This window comes from Nonomuraea sp. NPDC004702, assembly GCF_053601695.1.
This window is the reverse complement of sequence record NZ_JBSGCE010000014.1, coordinates 1-23258: the sequence shown is the minus strand read 5'-3', so window position 1 is coordinate 23258 and position 23258 is coordinate 1. Positions and strand designations below refer to the sequence as shown.

Sequence of the window (23258 nt, the reverse complement as noted above, 5' to 3'; positions counted from 1 at the left end):
ACGGTCGATCCTCGCTCTGGCAGGAGCGAACGATCGTCGCAGCCGGGCCGACGAGCCCCCGTCGGCCCAGCCTTATGTGACGGACGGCCTCTGGTGAGCCATCACGTCAGGGAATGAACGCGGCATTTCGATCTCTGGTGGTTTGATCAAATCAGCCCCAGGGCATCCCCCTCTCTTACGGCTTGGCTGACTTTTACCCTCCGACACCGGAAACCCACCCCGAATTGGCACTTGCCATAGGAACGTGCCGGTGACGATTACCTACCGCACATGCCTTCGAAACCGAACCCGGGGGTACGCTCCGGGGCAACCGGCCACCGCGCGGGAAGGGAGTGCGGCGATGACCATCCCCAACCCGACGCTCCGCCAGCGGCAACTGGCGATGCGCTTACGCGAGCTGCGCAACGAGAAGAACCTCAGCATCGCCGAGGTCGCCCAGCTCCTCCTGTGCTCCCCGGCCAAGATCAGCCGGATCGAGACCGCCCAGCGCGGCGTCAGCCTGCGCGACGTGCGCGACCTGTGCCGCCTGTACGAGGTCTCCCCCGCCGAGTCCGCCCAGCTCATGACGCTGGCCAAGGACGCCAGGCAGAAGGAGTGGTGGCAGTTCTACGACAACCGCGAGCTGCGGCAGATGCTCGGCCTGGAGGCGGAGGCCAGCGCCATCACCGAGTACGAGATCACCACCGTGCCCGGCCTGCTCCAGACCGAGGACTACGCCCGCGCGGTGATCCGCGGCTGGCTGCCCCGCATCGCGCCCGACGTGCTCGACGACCGGGTCAGGGTGCGGATGAAACGCCAGGAGTGGCTGCACCGGCACGACACCCTGCGCTACTGGGTCCTGCTGGACGAGTCGGTGCTCTACCGGCACGTGAGCAGCCGGCGGACCATGCGCGAACAGCTCGACCGGCTCATCGAGCTGAGCGAGCTGCCGCACGTCACCATCCAGGTGATCCCGTTCACGGCGGGGGCGCACGTGGGTTTCGACAGCACCTTCCGGCTCATGGAGTTCGACCATGACTCCGGCATCGCCGACACCATTTTCGTGGAACATCAAATGGGCCTTTTCTACCTGGAGGCCGATAAGGTGGTCCGGCGATTTCGCGAGATCATCGACCATCTGCGGGCCGAGGCCCTGGGCATCCAGGAATCGAAGCGGCGAATTACCGAGATGGCCGCAACCTTCGCTTAACACTTCGTCACGAGATCATCTCTTTTCTCCGGTCACCTGGCATGATGCCTCCGACACATCGGGACCTCGCTCCCGTGGCAAGTGCCAGGTGCTACTGTTCATCCATTGGGACACTTTCGCTCTCCACGTGAGATCGCCGGTGTCCGACCACCACCGTTCCAGCGCGCCCGGCGAGGTCCGACCGCCGCCGCGCCCATTGTCGATGCACGAGGGGGAGACAATGACGTCCCACCACCCTGACGTCCAGGCGGGTCCGCGGTGGCGGGCCGCGTCGCGCTGCAACAACGGAGAATGCGTCGAGGTCGCGTTGCTGTCCGCCGGCGAGATCGGCGTGCGGGACAACAAGAACCCGGCCGGCCCCGTCCTCACGTTCAGCGCCCGGGAATGGGACGCGTTCCTGCACGGAATACGTCAGTCCGGCTGAGCGCGCGGCGCTTTTTTCCGGCGGTCGTCCCCACGGACGCCCGCCTTTTGTTTTGTCCGGCGCCGACGGTTGCACTGCCCCTTTTGTCGCCTGGTCATCCTCTGCTGTCAAGGTAAAATCACCTTCGGCTCAATACCTCTACAGCCGCCTTCAGGAGGTAATGGATGAAACGCCCACCTGCCCTTGACCAGGCACGCTGGCAACGGTGCAACAATGGCGACTGCGTCGAGGTCACCATGCTCGCCGACCGGGTCTGGGTGCGGGGAAGTCAGGACGCCAGCGGTGCCGTCCTGTCGTTCACCACCGACGAGTGGGCCGCGTTCCTCGACGGCGTGCGGCGCGGCCGCTTCGATCTCGAACGGCTCGCGCCCCAGGTCTGACCGGCCACGACGTTCTCCGTCGGGCTCTGTCGGGGGCCATCGGGGTTTCAGGCCGCGGCCCCCGGCAATATGCCGACTCCATGGGCGGTTTCAAGAAGTTCTTACTCCGAGGCAACATCGTCGAGCTGGCCGTCGCCGTCATCGTCGGGGCGACCTTCAGCGGGCTCGTCCAGGCACTGGTCACCGATCTCATCACCCCGCTCATCGGCGCGGTGACCGGCGGCCGGCAGCCGAATTTCGCCGAATACTCCTTCACGATCAACGGCAGCCAGTTCAAGTACGGCGACTTCCTCAACCACCTGCTGACCTTCCTGGTCATCGCGGCGGTCGTCTACTGGCTGGTCGTGGCCCCGATGACGCGGCTGATCCACCTGTTCGACCGCGACAAGGCGGCGACGACCAAGGAGTGCCCCGAGTGCCTGTCCGACATCCCCGCCGAGGCCAGCCGGTGCGCCCATTGCACGGTGGAGCTGGTGCCCCAGTCCGAGAAACCGCGCTGAACCGTACATCACGGACTCTTGACCCCAGTGGCGCACCGGCACGGTGGACGTTCGGCAAGATGGACCGATGAGCGTTGAGTTGATGGTCTGGGACGAGCCCGTGCCGATCAGCAGGGATCAGGCCCGGACCACGTATCTGGCGGTGAAGCGGAGCGACCCCGTCGAGGGGGACGTGCCCGACGTCGCCAAGGAGCTGCCCGGGCAGGTCACCCTGTACCCCGGGCACGTCCTGGTGACGATGGACCTGGACACGATGGACGAGAGCTCGGCCCAGGTGTTCACCACCGCCCGTGCGCACGGCCTGGTCTGCTACGACCCCCAGCGCGATCTGGTGCACAACGTGGCCCCGCTCGGCGTGTACGAGGGCATGCAGCTCCACACCGGCGACGGGATGGTCGTGCACGACCCCGACCTCGGGCTGGTCCAGGACGTCCTGGCCACCCTGTCGCCGCAGAACCCGTTCGTCGCCCTGGTGAACTTCGGCCGGCACTTCCTCCAGGTCTCCCCCGGCTACGAGCTGGAGTACAAGGAGGGCGCGATGGTCCGCGCGGTGGTGTCCGAGCTGGCCGAGGTGCAGCAGGCCTTCCACGAGTACGCCACCGGCGAGCGCGGCTTCCTCACCCGCCACGCCTGGGCTCAGGCGTAGACCTGGGCGAACAGCTCCGGATCGACGTTCCCCCCGGACAGCACGGCCACCGTGCGCCCGGCGGGGACGCGGCCCGACAGCAGGGCGGCCGTGGTCGCCGCGCCGCTGGGCTCGGCCACCAGCCGGGCCGTGCGCGCGATGTGCCGCATGGCCGCCCGCAGCTCGTCCTCCGCGACGGTGACGATGCCTTCGAGGTGTTCGCGCAGGTGGGCGAAGGTCAGCTCGGACACCTGGTTCACGCGCAGCCCGTCGGCGATGGTCCGGAACGTGCGGGTGGTCTCCCAGGCGACCACGTGCCCGGCCGCCAGGCTCTCGGCGGCGTCGGCGGCCAGTTCGGGCTCCACGCCGTACACGCGGACGTCGGGCCGCAGCGCCTTGACCGCCGCCGCCACGCCGGCGGCCAGCCCGCCGCCGCTGACCGGCACGAGCACCGCCTCGACGTCCGGCAGGTCCTCGACGATCTCCAGCCCGATCGTGCCCTGCCCGGCGATGATCGCGCGGTGGTCGTAGGGCGGCACCAGCGTCAGGCCGCGCTCGCCGGCCAGCCGCTCGGCCGTCACCTCGCGCTGGTCGGGCGGCACGACCACCAGCTCGGCGCCCCACCCCTCGATCGCCGCCGCCTTGACCGCCGGGGTTCCCTCGGGCACGACGACCACGCACGGCACGCCGAACTGCGCCGCCGCGAACGCCAGCGCCTGGCCGTGGTTGCCGGAGGAGTGCGTGACGACGCCGGCCGGACGCAGCGACGCCAGCGCGTTGTAGGCGCCGCGGATCTTGAACGACCCGACCGGCTGCAGGCTCTCGGGCTTCAGCCACGCCTCGCCCATCCTCAGGAGCGGCGTGCGCACCGCGGTTCCGTTGATCCGCCCGGCCGCCGCGCGGATGTCGTCGATCGTCACCAGGTCCATACGGTCACTCTAGGCGCGGACCGGCACAATTCGGCCAGCTCCTGCTCCATGGCAGGATCGCGAGACATGAGAACTCTGTACCCGCCCATCGAACCCTACGAGTCCGGCCTGCTCGACGTGGGTGACGGCAACCAGATCTACTGGGAGGTCTGCGGCAACCCCGACGGAAAGCCGGCCGTCATGCTGCACGGCGGGCCGGGCGCCGGGTGCAGCGCCAACCACCGCCGGCAGTGGAACCCCGAGCTGTACCGCATCGTCCTGTTCGACCAGCGCAACTGCGGGCGCAGCCTGCCGCACGCCAGCACGCCGGGCACGTCGCTGGCCGCCAACACCACCTGGAACCTGGTGGCCGACATGGAACGGCTGCGCGAGCACCTGGGCATCGAGCGGTGGCAGGTGTTCGGCGGGTCGTGGGGCAGCGCGCTGTCACTGGCCTACGCCCAGACCCACCCCGACCGTACGACCGAGCTGGTGCTGCGCGGCATCTTCACGCTGCGCCCGCACGAGCTGCGCTGGTTCTACCAGGAGGGCGCGAGCTACCTGTTCCCCGACCTGTGGGAGTCGTACCTGGCGCCGATCCCCGTCGAGGAGCGCGGCGACCTCATGGCCGCCTACCGCGCCCGGCTCGAAGGCGACGACGACGCGGTCCGGCTGGCGGCGGCCAAGGCGTGGTCGCAGTGGGAGGGCGCCACGATCACGCTGCTGCCCGACCCGAGCCTGGTGGCGGAGTTCGGCGAGGACAAGATGGCGGTGTCGTTCGCCAGGATCGAGAACCACTACTTCCACCACGGCGGCTGGTTCGAGCCCGAGCAGCTCATCAGGGACGTCGACCGCGTCCGGCACATCCCGGCCGTGATCATCCAGGGCCGCTACGACGCCTGCACGCCCATGGCCACCGCCTGGGACCTGCACAAGGCCTGGCCCGAGGCCGACTTCCAGGTGGTGCACGACGCCGGGCACGCGGCGACCGAGCCCGGCATCGTCGACCGGCTCATCGCGGCGACAGACGGCTTCGCGCGAGCCTGACCGCGGGGGTGACCGCGCCGACCAGCAGCAGCGCGAACAGCGGCGCGAGCACCAGGCCGAGCAGGAAGCCGCCGGCCACGTCGTGCGGGTAGTGCACGCCGACGAACACCCGGGAGAAGCCCATCAGGGCGGCCAGCGGCAGCACCACCCAGGCCAGGGCGCGCCAGACCAGGATGAGCGTGCCCGCCGCCCCGGCGGCGATGACGGTGTGGTTGCTGGGGAAGGACCAGTCCGTGGAGGGCGGGCAGGCCGCGATCGTGGCGATGCCGCCGCGGCACGGCCGGTCCTCCCGGACCAGCAGCTTCACGCCCTCGCTCACGATGTACGCGCCCACCACCCCGGCCGGACCGGCGATGGCGAGCGCGAGGTCGCGGGCGGGGGCCTGGCGGGCCCGCCACCAGCACACGAGGAACAGCGCCGCGAAGATGAACAGGCCGGCGTCCGTGCCGAACTCGGCGAGGGCGTGCAGCCACCCGGGCGTGGTCAGAGCGAAGTCGACGATGTCGCGGTACACAGGTGTCCAATCCGTGAACGGGTAGTGGACACGACCTTATGAACTTTGATCGTCAAATGCTTCGACCGAAAGGGCGATTCCGGTCCTTACCCAAGATACTGGCGCACGAGGAGGGCGCGCCTCTGCTCCAGCTCGCCTTCGGTGATGAGGCCGCGGTCGAACGCCTCGGCGGTGGCGTCCCGCTCGGCCATGTAGTACGCGGCCATGATCTCGCTGCGCAGCGGGGTGAAGCCGCGCTCCACGCAGTCGGAGAAGACGGTGACCTTCTGCTCGACGACGCCGGCGGGGACGGTGCACGTCAGGTCGTGCGCCTTGAGGTGCTGAACCGCTTCACGAAGGGTGACCGGGCCGAGGGACCCGTTGATACGGGTGTCAAGGGTGATCTTCACTGTTTTTACGCCTCCAATCGTTGCAAACGCATCGACAGAGACCGCGTATTCCCAGCTCAGAGCGGGTAAGGAGGCAAACGTGATCGGAGAGCACGTGATCGTCGGCTACAGCAACGACCCCGGTGGGCGGGACGCCCTCGCGCTCGGGGCCGCCATCACCCGGCTGACCGGGGGCGAGCTCACGGTGGCGTCGATCTATCCCCCGGGCAGCCCGGGGCTGGCCGTCGAGGCCCAGGCCAACCTGGCGCACGCGGGTGAGGAACTGGGCGTCGTCCCGGCCGAGTACATGGCGTTCGAGAGCCGGGGCACCGGCCGCGGGCTGTCGGTGCTGGCCAGCAGGATCAGGGCCGACCTGATCGTGGTCGGCTCGGCGAGCGGCGGCCAGTACGGCCGCATCGCCGTCGGCAGCACCGCCGACCACCTGCTGCACCTGTCGCCGGAGGCGGTGATGCTGGCGCCCTCGGGCTACGTGCCGCCCGACGAGCCCGCCCGGCTCACCCTCGCCTACGTCCACCGGCCGCAGTGCGACGCGGCGGTCGAGCGGGTGGCCCAGGCGGCGCTCCGGCTCGACGTGCCGCTCCGGCTGATCACTCTCGACCTGCGCACCGAGAACCAGGGCAAGCTGCGCGACGACCTCGCCCTGGCCGTACGGCTGGCCTGGGAGAGCACCGGCATCGAGGCCGAGTCGGAGGTGGCCGAGGGCCACGACGTGCAGGCCGCGCTCAAGGACGTCGAGTGGCTGCCCGGCGAGCTGCTGGTCTGCGCCGCCGGCGAGGACGCCCAGCCCCACCGGGTGTTCCTGGGCGAGCTGGCGATGAAGGTGCTGCGGTCGTCGTCCTGCCCGGTCACCGTGCTGCCGCGGGGGTTCTCCTAAGCTTCTGGGCGTGCGTGTCGCCCGATTGATCGTCGTCGTGGTGCTGGCCTCGCTGGCCGGCGTCTACGTGGTGGCCGGCGCCTGGGGGGCGCTGCCGGTGCTGGCCGTGCAGTGCGCCTTCACGCTGCGGGCCAGGTGGGGGTGGCTGCTCGCCGTCCAGGGCGTGCTGGTCTACGCGGTGACGCTGGGGCAGGGCGCGTCCGTCGCGATCCTCGGCTTCCTCGCCGGGTCGCTGCTGGTGACGCGCTGGTGGGCGCTGGCGCCCGCGGTGGCCTTCAGCGGCGTCGTGATCCACCACTGGCGCAACGCGGGCGACGCGGTCTCCACGACCGACCTCGCGATCACCACGGTGCTGGTGTCGCTGGTCGTGTTCGGCCTGATCCGGCTGGTCGAGCGGGTGGCCGAGATGGAGGCCACCCGTCCCGCGCTGGCCGCGGCGGCGGTGGCCGAGGAGCGGCTGCGCATCGCCGCGGAGCTGAGCGACGGCCTCGGCCGCGGCCTGGCCACGATCGGCGCGGGCGCGCGGCGGGCGCTGGCCGCGCCGCGGGACGCGGCCGGAACGCTCGGCGAGGTGGTCGCGACGGCACGGCTGTCGCTGGCGGACGCGCGCGCCGCGGCGGCCGGCTACCGCGCGATGTCCCTGGCCCCCGAGCTGACCACCGCCCGCGCCCTGCTGGAGGCGGCCGGCGTCGGCGTGGAGGTGCGCGCCGCCCACACCGAGCCGCTGGGCCCGGCGGGCGCGCTGCTCGCCTCGGTGCTGCGCGAGGCGGTCACGGACGTCGCCCGCCGCGGCACCGCCACGGTGTGCGTGATCGAGACCTGGGAGGAGCCGGAACGAGCCCAGGTGCACCTGCGCGTGGCCGACGACGGCCGCCGCACGGCCGAGGACGACGACGCCGGCGGGCTCGCCGGCCCGGCGGAGCTCACCCGCCAGGTGGCGGCGGCGGGCGGCACGCTCACCCGCGGCCTGTCCGGCCGGGGCCGGTACACGGTGGATGCCGTGCTGCCCGCCCCGCGCCCGCCCGCGGCGGCCCGGCGCGAGCCGCCCGACGTCTCGGTGGTCCTGCTGGCCGCCGTGCTGGTCGGGTTCAGCGTCAAGGCGCTGCTGCAGATCCCGGCCGGGCTGCTGGTCCCCGCGGTCGCGGCGCTGGCCGTGATCGTCGTCATGCAGCTGCGCTCGGTCGCCGGCCGCCACATGGTGGCGCTGGGGGTGATGGCGGCGCTCACCTTCGCCCCGATCCCGGTGTTCGGGCCGATCTGGCTGGGGACGGCGGGCTTCCTCGCCGGTCCGGTGCTGCTCGCCTTCCGCCCGCGGACGGCCTGGCCCCTGACGGCCGCGATCCTGGCCGCGGTCTGGACGGTCGCCTCCCTGTACGAGCTGCCCGGCCGCGTCAACATCACGGTGAGCACGCTCACCACCGGCGTGGTGGTCTACAGCCTCCTGCGCCTGGCCCAGCTGGCCAAGGAGCTGCACGCGGCCAGGGAGAGCCTGGCGCGTTCGGCCGTCGTCGAGGAGCGCCTGCGGGCCGCCCGCGACCTGCACGACCTGCTCGGCCACAGCCTGGCCGCCATCCTGCTCACCTGCGAGCTGGCCCGCCGCCTGCCCGACCCCGTCCGGGAGCTGGAGAACGTCGTCACCATGGCCGAGCACGCCCAGGACGACCTGCGCTCGGTCACCGGCGAGCAGCGCGAGCTGTCCTTCGCCGCCGAGGCCGAGTCGGCAGGCAAGGTGCTGGCGGCGGCCGGGGTCGAGGTCACCCTGCGGCTCGCGCACCCCGAGCTGCCGGCCGAGGTCGAGACCGTGCTCAGCACCGTGCTGCGCGAGGCCGTGACGAACGTCCTGCGCCACAGCGCCGCGCGGGCCTGCGTGATCTCCACCTCCGTGGTCGGCGGCGAGGTCGGGCTGCTCGTCCGCAACGACGGCGCGGGCACGGCGGCCGCCCGTCGCGGCTCGTCCGGGCTGGGCAACCTCACCACCCGCCTGGCCACGCTGGGCGGCCGGCTCACGACCGCCGCCGTGGACGGCTGGTTCCGGCTCGACGCGCGGGCCCCGCTAGATCCAGCCGGCCTCGGTGGCGATGCGCACGGCGTCGGTGCGGTTGCGCGCGTTTAGCTTGGCCACGATGGCCGTCAGGTAGTTGCGCACGGTCCCGGCGGTCAGGTGCAGCCGCCGGGCGATGTCGGGGGCCTCGGCGCCGCCCGCCACCAGCCGCAGCACGTCGGCCTCGCGCGGCGTGAGCGGGTTGTCGGCCAGGTCCCAGGCGGTGACCGCGAGCGACGGGTCGAGCACCCGGCCGCCCCGGGTGACCTCCCTGATCGCCGCGACCAGGTCCTCCGGCGGCGCGGTCTTCAGCAGGAAGCCGTCCACCTGGGCGGTCAGGGCCCGCTTGAGATGGCCGGGTTTGCCGTAGGCGGTGAGCATGAGCGTGCGGCACGAGGGCACCCTGGCCCGGATCTCCGCCGCGGCGGCCAGCCCGTCGAGGGTGCCGGGCATGTCGATGTCCAGCACGGCCACGTCCGGCCGGTGCGCGGCGGCCGACGCCAGGGCCGCGTCACCGGACTCGACCGCGGCCACGATCTCGAAGTCGGCCTCCAGGCCGAGCAGGGTCGCGAGCGCGTGCCTGATCACGGCCTGGTCCTCGGCCAGAAGTACGCGAATCATCGGACATGTCTATCAGTCGGCGCGCAGCACCCGGTCGTACAGGTCCAGGTAGCGGTCGGCCATCACGCCGGGCGAGAAGCGGCGCATCGCCTCGCGGCGGCACTCCTCCGGATCGATCTCGTCCACCCGCTGGACGTACTCGGCCAGCTCCTCCTCGGTGTCGGCGAGGAAGCCGGTGCGGCCGTGATCGATGATCTCGGGCAGGCAGCCGCGGCGCAGGCCCACCGGCGGCACCCCGAGCGCCAGGGCCTCGACGACTGCCGTGCCGCCCGGCTCGTCCCACTGGATGGGGAAGAGCGCGGCACGGGCCGAGGCGTACAGCTCGTCCCTTTCCTGGCCGCCGACCGCGCCGACCCACCTGACCAGGTCGCCGTCGAGGTAGCGGGACACCTGGTCGAGGTGGTAGCGCACGTCGGGGTGACTGTGCAGCGGGTGGTAGGGGTCCTGCAGGATGACGTCCAGCTCGGCCTGGCTGTCCCGGCCGCAGACCGGGCCGGCCACGACCAGCGGCAGGCCGAGTTTCTGGCAGACCCGGGCGGCCACGTGCTGGCCCTTGAGCCCGCAGATCCGTCCCATGATCACCAGGTGCTCGCCGCGCTCGGCTCGGACGTCCTGGCCGGCCAGCGGCGTGGCCAGGTGGATGGCGCCCAGCGAGGCCGCGCGCAGAGCCTCGGGCGCGCGGGCGAGCTGCGAGTCCGACACCCCGTTGACCGCGATCGAGCGCGGGAAGGCGCCGTAGAACGCCGGGTGTTTGCGCAGGTCCCAGTGGAGGGTGTGGAGGACCGGCGGCCCGCCCAGCGCGGCCAGCACCGCCGGCCCGACGACCTCCACGTGGTCGTGCACGAGGTCGATGTCGTCGCGGCCGCGCAGCTCGGCGGCCACCCGCGCCTGGTGCGCGTGCGCGATCCCCATGACCTGGTTGTACGGCTTCTGCAACTCCGCGAACTGGCCCTCGTCGTAGACGGCGATCAGCTCGTCGGCCTCCAGCGTGCTCGACGCCACGGAGGCCAGCACGACCTCGACGCCGCGTTCGCGCAGCGCGGGGACCAGGGTGGCGACCACGTTCTCGATGCCGCCGTAGCCGGGCGGCGGGACCGCCAGCCACGGTCCCGCGTTGATCAGCACCTTCACGCGACGTCCTCCTCCAGCATGAGCGAGGCGAGCGGCGGCCGTTCCGCCACTCCCACGTCCACCAGGCCGGCCCGCCCGTCGAGACCGAACTGCAGCAGCGTGTGAGCCGGGGGCACCGAGGACACCACGCGGCCCTGGCGCTCCAGCCGGGACCACGCGGTGAGCATGATCTGCCCGGCCATCCGGCCGAGCGCGTGCACGGACTGGTGGCCGTGCGCGCGGGAGCCCAGGTCAACCTGGGCCATCGCGTCGAGTCCCACCAGTTGGAGGAGGTCGACGAGGAGGCCGAACTCCACGCCGTACTCGGTGACGAAGGGGACCTGTTCCAGCACGTCGCGCCGGGCGGCGTACTCGCCGCCGAGGGGTTGGCGAAAGCCCGCCAGCTCCGGCCAGAACAGGTTGAGCAGGGGCCTGGCCACCAGTTCGGTGACCCGGCCGCCCGCGCCGCGCCGGGGCACGCCGTCCTCGCCCGTGAAGGGCCGTTCGTACGTGGCCTTGACGAAATGGGTGCCCGGGTTCACCAGCAGCGGACCGACCAGCCCCGACACGAAGTGCGCGCCGAAGTTGAGCAGGTCCGAGTCGACGAAGGCGACGATGTCGCCGTGGGAGGCGGCCAGGCCCTTCCACAGCGCCTCCCCCTTGCCCGACAGGCGCGGCAGGTGGGGCAGCACCTCGTTCTGCGCCACGACGCGCGCGCCCGCCGCGCGTGCCCGTTCCGCCGTCGCGTCGGTGGAGTTGGAGTCGACGACGAGGATCTCGTCGACGAGTGGCGCCTGCTCCACCAGTTCACGTCTGATCACGGTGACGATGTCCCCGACCGTGCGCTCTTCGTCGCGCGCCGGCAGGACGACGCTCACCGTTGTGTTGCCCTTGGCCTCGATTAAGGCATCCACCGGCCATTCCGCGGCCGTACTGGAATGCGGGCCGCACCACTCCTGGGCCCTGGCAAAGGCTCGCACATCTGTCTCCATGCAGTCAGCCCCATCTCATAGGGGCACGACCCCTGCCCGATCTATGCGCCTTCGAACATCCTTGTTTGTTAACCCCTAGACGTGGCATATGTCGGGTTGTGTCCCCAATTACCCGTGTCGGCATCATTGGTGCCGGAAATGTCGCCGCTCGCCACGCAGATGTCCTGTCCGGCTTCCCCGATGTGACGATTGCCGGGGTGGCCGACACCGATCTCCACAAGGCTGAGGCGTTGGCCTCCGCGCACGGCGCCCCCGCCTACGGCGACCATGCCGGCCTGCTGGAGGCCGGCGGTCTCGACGCTGTCTACGTCTGTGTGCCTCCTTTCGCGCACGGTAACCCTGAATACGACGTCTTGTCGTGCAATCTCCCGATTTTTGTGGAAAAACCCCTTTCTCTCGACCTCAAAACCGCAGAAAACATCGCAGCCGAAATCGACCGGCGCGGGCTGCCGTCCGCCGTCGGCCACCACTGGCGCTACCTCGACATCGTCGACCGGGCCCGGGAACGGCTCGACGGCCGTCCCGTGCAGCTCGCGCTCGGGCACTGGCTGGACAAGGTCCCGCCGGTCGGCTGGTGGCTGAAGGCGAGCATGTCGGGCGGCCAGATCCTGGAGCAGGCGGTCCACGTCCTGGACCTGGCCAGGCTGCTGGTGGGCGAGGTGTCGATGGTGCACGCCGTACCGGCCGGGAACGCGGTGGACGGCGAGATCGACCGGGCCACGTCGGCCGTCATGAGCTTCGCGGGCGGCGCGACCGGCCTGCTGGCCACCTCCTGCCTGCTGCGCCACAAGCACCGGGTGGGGCTGGAGGTGTGCGCCGACGGCATCGCGCTGGAGCTCAGCGAGACCCGGCTGCTCGTGGACGGCGAGGAGGCCGTCGAGGACGGCGGGCACGCCAAGACCCTCGTGGACCGCGCGTTCATCGACGCGGTGCGCGGGAAGGACGCCGACGTGCGCGCGCCGTACGGCGAAGCCCTGCGAACCCACCGCCTGGCCGTCGCCCTGGCGCGCTCCGCGGCGGAACGGAGGCCGGTGATGCTGGATGACTGAGGCGACGAGCACGATCCTGAGCATCGAGGCGCCCGGCGAGGTGCGCCTGGTCGAGGAGAAGCTGGCCGGCCTGCCCGACGGCGGTTTCATGGTCGCCACCACGCACAGCGGCGTCTCGGCGGGCACCGAGCTGACCTATCTCAAGGGCGCCAACCCCTACCTCACCTCGGCCTGGGACCCGGCGCTCGGGCTGTTCCTGCCGGGCACGCCGTCGGTGGCGTACCCGGTGCGCGGCATCGGCTACATGCAGGTGGGCGTGGTCGCCGAGACCCGCACGCGGGCCGTGGCCGAGGGCGCGCGGGTCGCCATGGCCTACGGCCACCGCACGGCGTACGTGGCCGACCCGATGGCCGACCGGTTCGTCGTGCTGCCCGGCGACCTCGACCCGCTGCTCGGCATCTACGTCGCCCACATGGGCCCGATCTGCGCCAACGGCATGCTGCACGCGGCCGCCGACCTGCACGGCCCGGCCGTCCAGCACCTGGGCGACGGCGTGCGCGGCCGCCGCGTCGCGGTGGTCGGGGCGGGCGTGGTGGGGCTGCTGACCGCGTCCTTCGCCCTGTCCTGCGGGGCCGCCGAGGTGGTGGTCGTGGACGAGACCCGGGCCAGGCTCGCGGTGGCCGAGGCGATCGGCACGCAGGTCCTGGCCGAGCCCGACGACGACCCGGCGGTGACGCTGAAGCGCCGCTGGCGGCACGCCCCGAACGACCGCGGCGCGGACCTGGTCTTCCAGTGCCGCGGTCAACCGCGGGCGCTGGCCCTGGGGCTGCGGCTGCTGCGCCCGCAGGGCACGCTGATCGATCTGGCGTTCTACACCCAGGGCGCCGACGAGGTGCGGCTCGGCGAGGAGTTCCACCACAACGGGCTGGCGCTGCGCTGCGCCCAGATCGGCCGGGTGCCGCGCGGCCTCGCGCACGCCTGGGACCGGGAACGCCTGTCGCACGAGACGATCGGCCTGCTCAGGGAGCGCGGGAGGCTGCTACGCGAGCACCTGGTCACCGATGTCGTCGGCTTCGGGGAGGCCCCCGAACTTCTGACCGATCTCGCGGCCCGACGGCGGCAGGCCGTCCAGGCCGTGCTCAGCCACGACGTCGAGGATGAGGGCCGCTGACCAGCTGAAGTCCCGGCACCCGTGGCCGCGCAGCGTGAACGGGTTGAAGTACTCGCGGAAACCGGAGTGGGCGACGGCGTGGATCATGCCCTCGGCGAGCAGGTCGGCCAGGTCGGGACGGCGGTCCCGGAGCCCCTGCCAGACCAGCCAGGTCAGGTTGATCCAGCTCGGCCCGCGCCAGTAGCGGGCCGGGTCGAACTCGGCCGTGGCCGGGGCGTGGCTGGGCAGCACGCCGTCCTTGAGCGAGAACTTGTCCAGGGCCGTGCCGATCAGCGCCTCGGCGATCTCCGGCGGCAGCCCCGGGAGCATGAGCGGCACCAGGCCGGCCGCGCTGCCCGAGCGGATCAGCCGGCCGGTGCGCAGGTCGCGGGGGCGGAAGTGGCCGTCCTGGTAGAGGTGGTCGACCATGGCGGCGGTGACGGCGGCGGCCTCGCGCCGGTGGGGGCCGGGGTCGTGGCCGCACACCTGCGCGATCTCCGCGAGCGCCGACTCGGCCACGCCGTACGCGGCGTTGAACAGCGGGTCCTCGATCTCGAACGAGCCGGCCCGCCGGTAGCCGCTGTCGCGGTAGGCGCCGGCCAGGGCGACGTACCGCTCGTAGTCGCGGTCGGTGGGGCGCTCGTCGGCGCTGACGGTGTTGAGGTCCCGGCGGACGAAGCCCGTCGCGCCGGTCTCGACCGCCCGCAGCGGAAGGTCCCAGGCCGGGCTGTTGTCCATGCCCGACTCCCACGGGTGGACGATCGAGATCAGGCCCTCGGGCGAGCGGCGGGAGGCGCGCAGGAACTCCTGCTGGGCGACGAGCTTGGGATAGATCCTGGCCAGGAACGCCGGGTCGGGCTCGGCCTGGTGCACCTTCCAGGCGGCCAGCGCGTGCACGGGCGGCTGCACGATGCCGGAGGTCGCCGAGCCGGACGGCGCTCGGGCGCCCCAGAACTGCGGGCCGGGGAAGTAGGCGCCCTCGGGCACGACGGGGTTGAACACGATGTGCGGCACCCGGCCGTCGGCCCACTGGGCGCCGAACAGCGACAGCAGCTCCGCCCTGGCCCGCCGCGGCGACCAGCGGGCGTTGCCGATCGCGATGAAGGCGGAGTCCCAGCTCCACTGGTGGGGGTACAGACGACGGGAGGGAACCGTGTGGCTGCCGTCCCAGTTGGCGACGAGCACGCGTACGGCGTCGCGGAGGATCACAGGAATTTCCTGATGAAGGCCGCCGTCTGCGGGAGCACGATCTCGGGCTCGCCCCGCAGCCGGCATTCGAGGGCGAGGTAGCCGTCGAAGCCGACGGCGTCGAGCGTGGCGAGCTGCGCGCCCCAGTCGAGGTGGCCGGTGCCGGGCTGGTTCCTGTTGGACTCGCTGATCTGCATGTGCGCGAGGTACGGGGCCGCCTCCGCCAGGGCCCGGCAGGGGTCGTCCTCCTCGATGTTCATGTGGTAGGTGTCGCCGACGATCCTGATCGAGTCCATCGAGCAGTACGAGACCGCGTCGGCCAGCGTGTTGACCATGTGGTTCTCGTACCGGTTGAGGGGTTCGAGCATGATCAGCACGCCGTTGCGCTGGGCGTGCTCGCCGAGGATGCCGAGCGCCTCGGCCAGCACCTCCCGGTCGTCCGCGGCGGTGCGCGGCGGCTCGAACGGCGGCAGCCGGAGCGAGAACTGGCCCCACGAGGCCGGGGTCATGACGCCGATGCCGCCCAGCTCGGCGATCACCGTGAGCTGCGACCTGAGCTGCTGGATGGCGTCCTTGCGCTTGGCCGGGTCGAAGTCGCCGATGAAGTGCGGCATCTCGACGCACACCGTCGGCATCACGACGCCGTCGGCCAGCGCCCGCTTGAGCTCGGTCAGCCGGCCGGCGAAGTGGAAGTCGCCCTTCCCCCTCAGCTCGATCGCGTCGAACCCGGCCTCCACCGCGAACGCGAACTTCTCCTGCAGGCTGCGGCCGGGCAGAAGCTGCTCCTGGGCGGCGAGCTTCATCGTGACTCCTCGAAGGTGAAGACGAGCTGGAGCACCTCGGACTGGTGCTTGTCGATCAGGTCGAACGCCTCGGCCGCCTGCTCGACCGGCACGAGGTGGGTGACCAGGTCGCCGACCTCGACCTCGCCCCGGTGCACGAGCTCCATGAACGTGCGCTGGAGGCGTTCGACGTCCCAGCGGTGGGCCAGCCAGGAGGCGACGCCGCCGATCTGGGAGGAGACGAGCTGCACCTGGTTGTGGTGGAACTCCTCGCCCAGCCGCAGCCCGATGCCGTCGCCCTGGTAGAAGCCGGCCGCCACGACCCGGCCGCCCTTGCGCACGCTCCTGATGGCCTCCTGGAGGCCCAGGTGGTTGCCGCTGAGCTCGATCGCGGTGTCGGCGCCCTCGATGCGCTTGCGCAGGAACTCGGCGACCGACCCCGACCGCACGTCGAACGTCTCGGCGGCGCCGAACTTCCTGGCGAGTTCGAGCCGGTCGGGGATGGCGTCGGCGGCCACCACCCGGGCGCCGCTGAGCACCGCCATGCGGGTGGCGAGCAGGCCGATGACGCCCTGGCCGAAGATCGCGACCTGGTCGCCCAGGTGCACGTCGGCGGCGTGGACGGCGTTGAGCGCGATGGCGCCGACCCGGGCGAAGACGCCCGCGACGGGGTCGGCCCCCGGCGGCAGGATGTGCCCGGCCAGCTTCTCGGCGGGGACGACGGCCTCGGCGCGGTGGCCCCAGATGCCCCACACGAGGCTGCCGACGGGCGGCTCGGCGACGTCGGGGGCCGCCTCCACCACCTCGCCGACCTCCTGGTAGCCCCAGCCGGACAGGGGGTAGGCGTGCGTCTGGCCTTCGAGGAAGAGCCGGCGCTCGGTGTCCCACTTACGGGTGAGGTAGGGATTGGTGCCGCGATATGCGGTCAGCTCGGTGCCCGCGGAGACCCCGGAATAGAGGGTCCGCACCCGGACGGAGCCCGGCACGAGTTCGGCGGGCGACTCCAGGCTGACGCTGACACGGCCTGGCTCTTGGAAGGTGATGACGCGCATACCCCACACTTACGCTTTTTGATCAATCAAAAGTCAGAGATTTAGTGTTTGTTTGCACACCATAGTTGCGCTCGAAACACTCGTAAGTCTACGACTTCCGTCGATCGCGGCCGATGGAATCCAGGTTTCCGGTAGGGCGCGTTCTGGAAAGAGACCTTACCGACATGTCACGCCCCGTCTGTCCACCTGATCCGGAAGCGCCAGAAGTGCTTGCCCGGGCAGCAGCCGGATGACCGAAATGACATCAGACCAGATCGTTTCGAGGTGGGCGTCCGTGATCGGTTATGGGGAAGATTTGCCGCAACGCCGAGCAACCTTTTACCGAAGGCCCTGGTGACGTGCGGCGGCGGCACGGCGAGAGAACGGACCGGTCTCGTTCTCGCCTACGCCAGGTGCCTGCCCCTTTTCTACGGGTAAGTGCGGCATATCCCCAACCAGAGGAGCGTGCCATGCCGAACCGGGTCACCGCCGTCCTCTCCGTCGCACTGCTGGCCTCGGCCGCCCTCACGGCCTGCGGCGACGGCGGCGAGCAGCAGTCCGGCGCCAACCAGATCACCGTCTGGACCGAGGAGAACCTCGGCGACCGGATGGCCGTGCAGAACCAGATCATCGCCGAGTTCACCAGGAAGACCGGGATCAAGGTGAAGCTGGTCGGCGTCGGGGAGGACCAGTTCAGCCAGACCGTGACGGCCGCCGCCGCCGCGGACGACCTCCCCGACGTCATCGGCGCGCTGCCGCTGGCCTCCGTCCGCGAGCTGGAGGCCAACGACCTGCTGGACACCGAGACGCCGGGCCGGATCGTGGACGGGCTCGGCAGGGACTCCTTCTCGCCGCGCGCGCTCGAACTGGACTCCTCGGGCGGCAGGCTGCTGGCCGTGCCCAGCGACGGGTGGGCGCAGCTCCTGCTCTACCGCAAGGACCTGTTCGACAAGGCCGGGCTGGCGCCGCCGGACACCTACGAGGCGCTGGAGGCGGCGGCGGCGAAGCTGAACGCGGGCGGGGTGGCGGGCATCACGCTGGCGATCGCGCCCAAGGACTCCTTCACCGCGCAGAGCTTCGAGCACGTGGCGCTGGCGAACGGCTGCCAACTGGTCGACAATTCCGGAAATGTCACGCTAGGCAGCCCACAGTGCGTGAAAGCCTTCGATTTCTACGCAAAGCTGGCGAAGAACTACTCGGTCAAGGGCAAACAGGACGTCGACTCCACCAGGGCCACGTACTTCTCCGGGAAGGCGGCCATGATGATCTGGTCGTCGTTCATCCTCGACGAGCTGGCGGGGCTGCGTAAGGACGCGCTGCCGAGCTGCGCCGAGTGCCGCGCCGACCCCGAGTGGCTGGCGAAGAACACCGGCGTGGTCACGGCGCTGAAGGGCCCCGGCGCGAGCGCGCCCGCCCAGTACGGCGAGATCGTCTCCTGGGCGGTGCTGCGCGGCGCCGCCGCCGATCCGGCCGCCAAGTTCGTCAGGTACATGATGGACGAGGGATACGAGCGCTGGATCGGGATGGCGCCCGAGGGCAAGTTCCCCACCCGCAAGGGCTTCGCCGACAAGTGGAAGAAGCTGCCCGCGGGCGTGGACGCCAAGAAGCCGCTGTCGGAGGCCTACCCGGCCGACGTGCTGGACGCGCTGCGCAAGAGCCCCGACACCTTCGCCCGCTGGGGCATCCCGCAGGGCCAGGGCAAGCTGGTCGGCGCCACGATGGGCGAGCTGCCCGTGCCCAAGGCCCTCAGCCAGGTGGCCGACGGCTCGCTGACCCCGCAGGCCGCCGCCGTCCAGGCCAAGAAGGACGTGGAGACCATCAAGCGCGGGATCCGGCAATGAGCGCACCCCGCACCCTGCGGCAGCGGGAAGGGCGGGCCGGGCTGGCGTTGATCTCGCCCACGCTGGTCATCACGCTGGTCGTGGTGGTGCTGCCACTGCTGTGGGCGATCATGCTGGCCTTCCAGGACGTCCGGCTGATCAACATCCGCCGGGCCGGCGTCTTCGGGCACTACACGCTGGAGAACTTCACGTACGTGATGTCCGAGCCGGGCTTCTGGGCGTCGCTGGTCAACACCCTGATCTACACGGTGGCCGGCACGGCGTTGTCGATCGCGATCGGCCTGGTGACCGCGCTCGCCCTGCGCGACCGGTTCCCCGGCCGCACCCTGGTCAGGGCCTCGATCCTGATCCCGTACGTGGCGCCGGTGGTGGCCGTGGCCTTCCTGTGGGAGACCATGCTGAACCCCCAGTACGGCATCGTGAACACCTGGCTGAAGGAGCCGATCGCCTTCCTCACCCAGGCCCAGGGCGACTTCCTGGGGCTGAAGGTGCCGGTCGCGCTGCTCACGGTGATCGCGTTCGAGGCGTGGCGGTACTTCCCGTTCGCGTTCCTGTTCATCCTGGCCCGGCTGCAGGCCCTGCCGGCCGAGCTGGAGGAGGCCGCGGTCGTGGACGGCGCCACCCCCACCCAGCGCTTCCGGCACGTGATCATGCCGCAGCTCTGGCGCATCGTGGCGCTGCTGGCGGTGCTGCGGTTCGTGTTCACCTTCACCAAGTTCGACGACGTCTACCTGCTGACCGGCGGCGGCGCCGGCACCGAGGTGGTCAGCGTGCGCGTCTACAACTTCCTGACCGCCCGCGACGACATCGGCGCCTCGGCCGCGCAGGCGATCGTGCTGGCCGTCGTCCTCGTCGTCCTGCTGGCCGTGTACCTGCGCTTCTTCTCGGGAGGCGACCGTGAGCAGGGATAGGTTCGAGCGCGCGCTGTTCGCGGCGCTGCGGCCCGTGGTCATCGTGTTCCTCTTCGCCGTCACCGGGCTGCCGTTCCTGTACATGGTGACGCTGTCCGTACGGGACATCCAGGAGCTCATCCTGGAGCCCGGCTCGGTGTGGCCGCGGCACTTCACCCTGGACACGTACGTGAACGTGCTGACCACGCAGGGGTTCCTCACGTTCATCAGGAACAGCGCGGTCGTGGCGGTCGCCTCGGTGGCCGCCACGCTGCTGATCTCGATCCCGGGCGCCTACGCCGTCGCGCGGCTGCGCTTCTTCGGCCGGCGGCAGGTGCACTTCCTGTTCCTCGCCGTCTACCTGTTCCCGGCGATCGTGCTGGCCATCCCCCTGTTCGTGCTGTTCACCATGCTGGGCCTCAGGGGATCTCTGGTCGGACTGATCCTGGTTTATATCGCGCAGACCGTGCCCGTCACGGTATACATGCTGCGCAACTACTTCGAGACCGTGCCGCAGAGCGTGGAGGAGGCGGCCGCGATCGACGGCTGCTCGCGGCTGTCGACCATCTGGCGGGTGGTGCTGCCACTGTCCAAGCCCGCGCTCATGGCAACCGGCCTCTACGCGTTCATGATCGCGTGGAACGAGTTCCTGTTCGCCCTGCTGTTCCTCGTGGAGCGGCGGGAGAGCTGGACGGTCTCCCTGGGGCTCTCTCAGCTGGCGGGGAGCATAGAGATCCCCACGACGGTGCTGATGGCAGGATCCGTGGTGCTGACGCTGCCCATCGTGATCGTGTTCTTCGCCAGTGAACGCCTGCTGACGGAGGGCCTCACGGCAGGAGCGGAGAAGGGATAGACATGCTGACGGCAGGGCAGGTCCTCCAGCTCATCCGCGATGGCTCCTGCCGTACCCGCAAAGACCTGATCGAGTTCACCGGCCTGTCCCGGTCGACCGTCACCGACCGGGTCGACCGGCTCATCGCCGCCGGCTACCTGCACGAGTCCGGCGTCGGCGCCTCGGGCGGCGGCCGGCCGCCCTCGGTGCTCGACGTCGACGCCGCCCGGCGGCTGATCCTCGTGGCCGACCTGGGCGCCACCCACGCCAGGGTGGCGCTCACCGACCTCGCCGCCCGTCCGATGGCCGAGGAACGCGCCGAGATGCGCATCGACCGCGGGCCCGAGCCCGTGCTGACGTGGGTGCGCGAGGCGTTCCAGCGCCTGCTGGACAGGGCCGGGCGGCCGGCGGGCGACGTGTGCGGCATCGGGCTCGACCTGCCCGGCTCGGTCGACCACACCGGCGGACGGGTGATCAGGTCGTTCCTGATGCCGGGCTGGGACGACCACCCGATCAGGGAGGCCGTCGGGCGCACGTACGACGTGCCGGTCCTGGTGGAGAACGACGCCAACGCGATGGCCCTCGGCGAGTGGTGGTCGTCCTGGCGGGAGACCGACTCGCTGATCCTGGTCAAGGTGTCCACCGGCATCGGCACCGGCATCGTCCTCGACGGGCGGATCTACCGGGGCGTCGAGGAGGCCGCGGGCAACATCGGGCACGTCCGCATCCGGGAGACCGACGACCGGGTGTGCACCTGCGGCTCGCGCGGCTGCGTGGCCTCCCTGGCCAGCGGGCACGCGATCGCGGCCGACCTGGGCCGGGAGACCAGCCGCGACGTCGTGCGCCTGGTGCAGGCCGGCGACCCGGCGGCGATCGCGCGCGTCCAGGAGGCGGGCCGCACGCTCGGCGTGGTGCTGGCCACCGCGGTCAGCCTGCTCAACCCCGGCGTGCTGGTGCTGGCCGGGGACATGGCCCAGACGGAGGAGCACTACCTGACCGGGATCAGGGAGATCGTCTACCGGCGGAGCCTGCCGTACACGACGCGCAACCTGGAGATCGTCACCAGCAGGCTCGGCGACCGGGCCGGGATCGTGGGCATGGCGGTGATCGTGATGGAGCACGTGCTCTCCCCCGCGGCCGTGGACGCCGCCCTGGCCGCCGTCGGCTGATCAGGCCAGCGCGCGCGGCAGGGCGGTGGCGGCCTCGGTGAGCGAGGGGCCGTACCAGGTCAGCAGGCGGCCGCTGACCAGCGCGCAGTCCAGGCCGGGGAACGCCTCGGGGCCGTCGTCCGCGCTGAAGGCGTAGGGCTCGTCGGGCAGGACGACCAGGTCGGGGCGGTTGCCGGTCAGCTCGGGCAGGGGGATCTTCGGATAGCGGTCGGGGTGGGCGGCGTACAGGTTGTCCACGCCGAGGTGGCGCAGCACGTCCCCGGTGAAGGTGTCGCGGCCCACGACCATCCAGGGGCGGCGCCAGATCGGGACGATCGCGGTGCGGCGCGGGCCGTGCGCGGGGGCTCCCCACGCCCGGCGGGCCTCCGCCAGCCAGTCCGGGCGGTCCGTCCGGCAGGCGTGCGCGAACATGCGCTCCAGCGAGGCGAACGCCTGCTCCAGCGTCTCGATCCTGGTCACCCACACCGCCACGCCCGCCTCGCGCAGGGCCTCGACGTCGGGCGCGCGGTTCTCCTCGGCGTTGGCCAGGACGACGTCCGGGCGCAGGCGCAGGACGGCGTCGAGGTCGGGGTTCTTGGTGCCCCTGACCCGGGCCACGTCCAGGTCGGCCGGGTGCGTGCACCAGTCCGTCGCCCCGACCAGCGCCTCCGGGACGGTCGCCGCCACGGACTCGGTCAGCGACGGCACCAGCGACACGATCCGCCGGACGGTCTGGGGTACCTCCACAGGGATCCCTGTGTCATCGTGGACCACGGCACCACCTTAGGTTGCGTTTTCCTGAAATATGCGTAGCACCACTCTTATGTCGGTATAGATCCGTAGAATCCCGGTAAAGATCGTTAAAACTCTGTGATCGGGGGCTCGACGGTTGGAGCACGAGGCATCGGATTTCGATCCGAACACGCCGAACGTGGCACGGCTCTACGACTACTACCTCGGCGGCAAGGATCACTTCCCGGTCGACCGCCAGGCGGCCGAGCGCATCCTCGCGGTGGCGCCCGAGGTACGGGCGGCGGCGCGGGCCAACCGCGCCTTCCTCGGCCGCGCCGTACGCCACCTCGCCGAGTCCGGGATCAGGCAGTTCCTCGACATCGGCACGGGGCTGCCGACCCAGGGGAACGTGCACGAGGTGGCCGCCAAGGTCGCCCCGGGCTCCCGCGTCGTCTACGTCGACCGTGACCCCGTGGTGCTGGTGCACGCCAGGGCGCTGCTCACCGGCCACGGCGAGGACACCACGGTGGTGGAGGGCGACCTGCGCAACCCGGGCGACATCCTGCGCGACCCGGAGGTGCTGCGGACCATCGACTTCAGCCGGCCGGTCGCCGTGCTGCTGGTGGCGATCATGCACTTCATCGAGGAGTCCGACGCCCCGGAGCGGATCCTGAAGACCCTGCGTGAGGCCATGGCGCCGGGTAGTTACCTGGTCATGTCCCACGGCACCAGCGACGCCCGTCCCGACGCGGTCAGCGCGGGCACCGAGGTCTACCGCAACGCCACCGCGCGGCTGGCGCTGCGCAGCCGAACCAGGATCAGGGAGCTGTTCGAGGGGTTCGAGCTGGTGGAGCCCGGTCTGGTGTGGCTGCCCGAATGGCATCCCGACCAGGCGGACACGATCGACTTCATGGACCGCCCCGAGTCGTCGCTCATCGTGTGCGGCGTGGCCAGGAAGGTCTAGGACGCGCCCATGGACCTCGGCCTCGCCGTCCCGCAGTACGGCAGGTTCGCCGCGCTGGGCAGCGTGACGCGGGTGGCCCGCGAGGCCGAGGCGATGG

At 71.1% G+C, this 23258-nt stretch carries 24 protein-coding genes and 1 pseudogene; 15 read left to right on the top strand and 10 right to left on the bottom strand.

The window, feature by feature from the left end; translation table 11 throughout:
* Nucleotides 1–340 precede the first annotated feature (340 nt).
* The 5 genes from ACWEJ6_RS19170 (at nucleotide 341) to ACWEJ6_RS19150 (ending at nucleotide 3139) form a co-directional block, all read left to right on the top strand.
* On the top strand, nucleotides 341–1189 hold the full coding sequence (locus ACWEJ6_RS19170; protein ID WP_452425060.1) for a helix-turn-helix domain-containing protein: 849 nt from the start codon (nucleotides 341–343) through the stop codon (nucleotides 1187–1189).
* Between the two features lie 220 nt (nucleotides 1190–1409).
* Nucleotides 1410–1613: a DUF397 domain-containing protein gene (locus tag ACWEJ6_RS19165; protein ID WP_352349919.1), complete on the top strand. Its 204-nt coding sequence runs from the start codon at nucleotides 1410–1412 to the stop codon at nucleotides 1611–1613.
* Between the two features lie 164 nt (nucleotides 1614–1777).
* Nucleotides 1778–1993, top strand: a complete 216-nt coding sequence (locus ACWEJ6_RS19160) for a DUF397 domain-containing protein (protein WP_387668089.1) — start codon at nucleotides 1778–1780, stop codon at nucleotides 1991–1993.
* 80 nt (nucleotides 1994–2073) lie between these two features.
* Complete coding sequence (gene mscL, locus ACWEJ6_RS19155) at nucleotides 2074–2493, top strand: large conductance mechanosensitive channel protein MscL (protein WP_352349915.1); 420 nt, start codon at nucleotides 2074–2076, stop codon at nucleotides 2491–2493.
* Between the two features lie 67 nt (nucleotides 2494–2560).
* Nucleotides 2561–3139, top strand: coding sequence for a hypothetical protein (locus ACWEJ6_RS19150; RefSeq protein ID WP_452425057.1), 579 nt, complete (start codon nucleotides 2561–2563; stop codon nucleotides 3137–3139).
* Here ACWEJ6_RS19150 and ACWEJ6_RS19145 read toward each other — a convergent pair.
* The gene (locus tag ACWEJ6_RS19145) at nucleotides 3130–4047 is read right to left on the bottom strand and encodes a threonine ammonia-lyase (RefSeq protein WP_452425055.1); all 918 of its coding nucleotides are present in this window, start codon (nucleotides 4045–4047) and stop codon (nucleotides 3130–3132) included. The genes ACWEJ6_RS19150 and ACWEJ6_RS19145 overlap by 10 nt on opposite strands.
* Before the next feature lie 66 nt (nucleotides 4048–4113).
* Between ACWEJ6_RS19145 and pip the strand changes: the two genes are divergently transcribed.
* The gene (gene pip, locus ACWEJ6_RS19140; RefSeq protein ID WP_358283358.1) at nucleotides 4114–5073 is read left to right on the top strand and encodes a prolyl aminopeptidase; all 960 of its coding nucleotides are present in this window, start codon (nucleotides 4114–4116) and stop codon (nucleotides 5071–5073) included.
* On the opposite strand, the gene ACWEJ6_RS19135 is transcribed toward pip, so the two are convergent.
* Complete coding sequence (locus ACWEJ6_RS19135) at nucleotides 5039–5587, bottom strand: phosphatase PAP2 family protein (RefSeq protein ID WP_358283356.1); 549 nt, start codon at nucleotides 5585–5587, stop codon at nucleotides 5039–5041. The genes pip and ACWEJ6_RS19135 overlap by 35 nt on opposite strands.
* A gap of 86 nt (nucleotides 5588–5673) precedes the next feature.
* Nucleotides 5674–5976 carry a hypothetical protein gene (locus ACWEJ6_RS19130; RefSeq protein WP_452425052.1) on the bottom strand — a complete coding sequence of 101 codons (303 nt, stop codon included), beginning with the start codon at nucleotides 5974–5976 and terminating at the stop codon, nucleotides 5674–5676.
* A gap of 79 nt (nucleotides 5977–6055) precedes the next feature.
* On the opposite strand from ACWEJ6_RS19130, the gene ACWEJ6_RS19125 reads away from it, so the two are divergent.
* Both ACWEJ6_RS19125 and ACWEJ6_RS19120 read left to right on the top strand, forming a co-directional pair.
* Nucleotides 6056–6850 (top strand): universal stress protein, encoded by a 795-nt coding sequence (locus tag ACWEJ6_RS19125; protein WP_352349903.1) that lies wholly within the window; start codon nucleotides 6056–6058, stop codon nucleotides 6848–6850.
* A 10-nt stretch (nucleotides 6851–6860) separates the two neighbouring features.
* Nucleotides 6861–8963, top strand: coding sequence for a histidine kinase (locus tag ACWEJ6_RS19120; protein ID WP_452425050.1), 2103 nt, complete (start codon nucleotides 6861–6863; stop codon nucleotides 8961–8963).
* Here ACWEJ6_RS19120 and ACWEJ6_RS19115 read toward each other — a convergent pair.
* Genes ACWEJ6_RS19115 through ACWEJ6_RS19105 form a run of 3 tightly spaced genes read right to left on the bottom strand, consistent with a single transcriptional unit; the run spans nucleotide 8904 to nucleotide 11614 of the window.
* A complete protein-coding gene (locus ACWEJ6_RS19115) occupies nucleotides 8904–9512 on the bottom strand; it encodes a response regulator transcription factor (RefSeq protein WP_358283350.1) in 609 nt (202 codons plus the stop codon). The two genes, ACWEJ6_RS19120 and ACWEJ6_RS19115, sit on opposite strands and share 60 nt — an antisense overlap.
* A 12-nt stretch (nucleotides 9513–9524) precedes the next feature.
* The gene (locus ACWEJ6_RS19110; RefSeq protein ID WP_452425047.1) at nucleotides 9525–10643 is read right to left on the bottom strand and encodes a glycosyltransferase; all 1119 of its coding nucleotides are present in this window, start codon (nucleotides 10641–10643) and stop codon (nucleotides 9525–9527) included.
* On the bottom strand, nucleotides 10640–11614 hold the full coding sequence (locus ACWEJ6_RS19105; RefSeq protein ID WP_358283346.1) for a glucosyl-3-phosphoglycerate synthase: 975 nt from the start codon (nucleotides 11612–11614) through the stop codon (nucleotides 10640–10642). The genes ACWEJ6_RS19110 and ACWEJ6_RS19105 overlap by 4 nt, the downstream gene beginning before the upstream one ends.
* Nucleotides 11615–11712: 98 nt before the next feature.
* On the opposite strand from ACWEJ6_RS19105, the gene ACWEJ6_RS19100 reads away from it, so the two are divergent.
* Complete coding sequence (locus ACWEJ6_RS19100) at nucleotides 11713–12663, top strand: Gfo/Idh/MocA family protein (protein ID WP_358283344.1); 951 nt, start codon at nucleotides 11713–11715, stop codon at nucleotides 12661–12663.
* Entirely contained in the window at nucleotides 12656–13774 is a 1119-nt protein-coding gene (locus tag ACWEJ6_RS19095) for a zinc-binding dehydrogenase (protein ID WP_452425045.1), read from the top strand. The genes ACWEJ6_RS19100 and ACWEJ6_RS19095 overlap by 8 nt, the downstream gene beginning before the upstream one ends.
* Nucleotides 13775–13783: 9 nt before the next feature.
* Here ACWEJ6_RS19095 and ACWEJ6_RS19090 read toward each other — a convergent pair.
* The 3 genes and pseudogenes from ACWEJ6_RS19090 to ACWEJ6_RS19080 form a co-directional block, all read right to left on the bottom strand.
* Nucleotides 13784–15028: pseudogene (locus ACWEJ6_RS19090) on the bottom strand (MGH1-like glycoside hydrolase domain-containing protein); the annotation flags it as partial.
* The gene (locus tag ACWEJ6_RS19085) at nucleotides 14959–15744 is read right to left on the bottom strand and encodes a sugar phosphate isomerase/epimerase family protein (RefSeq protein ID WP_358283340.1); all 786 of its coding nucleotides are present in this window, start codon (nucleotides 15742–15744) and stop codon (nucleotides 14959–14961) included. The pseudogene ACWEJ6_RS19090 and the gene ACWEJ6_RS19085, both read right to left, overlap by 70 nt.
* Nucleotides 15741–16775, bottom strand: a complete 1035-nt coding sequence (locus ACWEJ6_RS19080) for a zinc-binding dehydrogenase (protein WP_358283338.1) — start codon at nucleotides 16773–16775, stop codon at nucleotides 15741–15743. The genes ACWEJ6_RS19085 and ACWEJ6_RS19080 overlap by 4 nt, the downstream gene beginning before the upstream one ends.
* 449 nt (nucleotides 16776–17224) lie before the next feature.
* On the opposite strand from ACWEJ6_RS19080, the gene ACWEJ6_RS19075 reads away from it, so the two are divergent.
* The 4 genes from ACWEJ6_RS19075 to ACWEJ6_RS19060 are packed head-to-tail and all read left to right on the top strand — an operon-like array spanning nucleotide 17225 to nucleotide 21486.
* Nucleotides 17225–18595: an ABC transporter substrate-binding protein gene (locus ACWEJ6_RS19075; protein ID WP_452425042.1), complete on the top strand. Its 1371-nt coding sequence runs from the start codon at nucleotides 17225–17227 to the stop codon at nucleotides 18593–18595.
* The gene (locus ACWEJ6_RS19070) at nucleotides 18592–19506 is read left to right on the top strand and encodes a carbohydrate ABC transporter permease (RefSeq protein ID WP_387668114.1); all 915 of its coding nucleotides are present in this window, start codon (nucleotides 18592–18594) and stop codon (nucleotides 19504–19506) included. The genes ACWEJ6_RS19075 and ACWEJ6_RS19070 overlap by 4 nt, the downstream gene beginning before the upstream one ends.
* The gene (locus ACWEJ6_RS19065) at nucleotides 19493–20338 is read left to right on the top strand and encodes a carbohydrate ABC transporter permease (protein WP_352349881.1); all 846 of its coding nucleotides are present in this window, start codon (nucleotides 19493–19495) and stop codon (nucleotides 20336–20338) included. The genes ACWEJ6_RS19070 and ACWEJ6_RS19065 overlap by 14 nt, the downstream gene beginning before the upstream one ends.
* Before the next feature lie 2 nt (nucleotides 20339–20340).
* Nucleotides 20341–21486: an ROK family transcriptional regulator gene (locus ACWEJ6_RS19060; protein WP_397162425.1), complete on the top strand. Its 1146-nt coding sequence runs from the start codon at nucleotides 20341–20343 to the stop codon at nucleotides 21484–21486.
* Here the strand turns inward: ACWEJ6_RS19060 and ACWEJ6_RS19055 are convergent, their stop codons facing one another.
* On the bottom strand, nucleotides 21487–22212 hold the full coding sequence (locus ACWEJ6_RS19055) for a helical backbone metal receptor (RefSeq protein ID WP_452425039.1): 726 nt from the start codon (nucleotides 22210–22212) through the stop codon (nucleotides 21487–21489).
* 142 nt (nucleotides 22213–22354) lie between these two features.
* Between ACWEJ6_RS19055 and ACWEJ6_RS19050 the strand changes: the two genes are divergently transcribed.
* On the top strand, nucleotides 22355–23161 hold the full coding sequence (locus tag ACWEJ6_RS19050; RefSeq protein WP_452425037.1) for an SAM-dependent methyltransferase: 807 nt from the start codon (nucleotides 22355–22357) through the stop codon (nucleotides 23159–23161).
* The last annotated feature ends 97 nt before the right edge of the window (nucleotides 23162–23258 follow it).